This is a genomic window from Curtobacterium sp. B8, from assembly GCF_000333315.1.
GTDB classification, from domain to species: domain Bacteria; phylum Actinomycetota; class Actinomycetes; order Actinomycetales; family Microbacteriaceae; genus Curtobacterium; species Curtobacterium luteum.
In genome coordinates this window covers 1-1,275 of record NZ_BACW01000528.1, presented here as the reverse complement: position 1 = coordinate 1,275, position 1,275 = coordinate 1, and the positions used below count along the sequence as shown (strand labels likewise).

At 75.3% G+C, this 1,275-nt stretch carries 1 protein-coding gene; it reads left to right on the top strand.

Going from position 1 to position 1,275, the window contains the following annotated elements; genetic code table 11:
• Positions 1-109 precede the first annotated feature (109 nt).
• Positions 110-1,078, top strand: a complete 969-nt coding sequence (locus tag I59_RS13820; RefSeq protein WP_031273843.1) for a site-specific tyrosine recombinase XerD — start codon at positions 110-112, stop codon at positions 1,076-1,078.
• The last annotated feature ends 197 nt before the right edge of the window (positions 1,079-1,275 follow it).

The following is a 1,275-nucleotide window of genomic DNA, read 5'->3' as shown; positions in this document are numbered from 1 at the left end:
CGCCGCGATCCTCGACGGACGGCTGCACACTCCCGGGCTCGTCGTGGCGGTGCTGGCCGCGGACGCCGCAGCCCGGCGGTAGCGTGCGCATCGTCACGGTGACCGGGTGATCGCGCTCGACCAGGCCACGGAGTCGTACCTGCGACACGTCGCCATCGAGCGCGGGCTGTCGCAGCACACGGTGGCCGCCTACCGTCGCGACCTCGCGGTGTTCGCCACGTGGTTGGCGGACGCTCCGGTCGTCGACTCCGCGGGCGCGGACCGAGCCGGGGGAGCTGCTGCGGTCGACGACGTCGGACGGCTGGCCCGGGCGGACGTCGCCGGGTTCGTCGAGCACCTCGCGACCCGTCCGGAACCGCTCGCGGCGCGGTCGATCGCCCGGATGCTCAGCTCCGTGCGGTCCTTCACGGCGTTCGCGGCGGGGGAGGGGTGGCTACCGCTCGACCCGGGCACCGCCGTCCGCCCGCCGAAGGCCCCGATGCGGCTGCCGAAGGCGATCTCCGTGCACGACATGGAGCGGCTGCTCGGCGCGGTCGTCGGGGACGATCCGGTGCAGCTGCGGGACCGGGCACTGCTCGAGCTGCTGTACGCCACGGGGGCGCGCATCTCCGAGGCGGTGGGGCTGTCCGTGGACGACGTGCAGACGGAGGACGAGTCCGGGGTCTCCGTCGTGCGCGTGACGGGCAAGGGCAACAAGCAGCGGATCGTCCCGCTCGGGAGCTTCGCCCGGGCAGCGATCGACGCGTACCTGGTGCGGGCGCGGCCGGTGTTCGCCGCGCGGGGTCCGTCGACGCCGGCGCTGTTCCTCGGCGCTCGTGGGGCCAGGCTGTCCCGGCAGAGTGCGTGGCTCGTGATCCAGGCGGCAGCGGCGACGGCGGAGCTCGAGGCGCACGTGTCGCCGCACACGTTCCGGCACTCGTTCGCGACGCACCTGCTCGAGGGCGGTGCGGACGTGCGGGTCGTGCAGGAGCTGTTGGGGCACGCGAGTGTGGCGACGACCCAGATCTACACGATGGTGACGGCGGACATGCTCCGGGACGTGTACCAGACGGCGCACCCGCGGGCGCGGCGGGGGTAGGCGCGCGGGGCGCGCGGGGCGCGCGGCCGGGCGCCCGTGCGCCCCGCGCGTTGCGTTGCGTTGTGTGGAGGGTCAGCGCCCAACCGGAGTCCGTCGGCACCGCGGAAGCGCGCGGTGCGGATGGTCTTCGGTTGTGCGAACGACGTCGGCGCCGGGGGCGCGGTCGGCGCCGGGGCGCGGTCGGCGCCGGGAGCGCG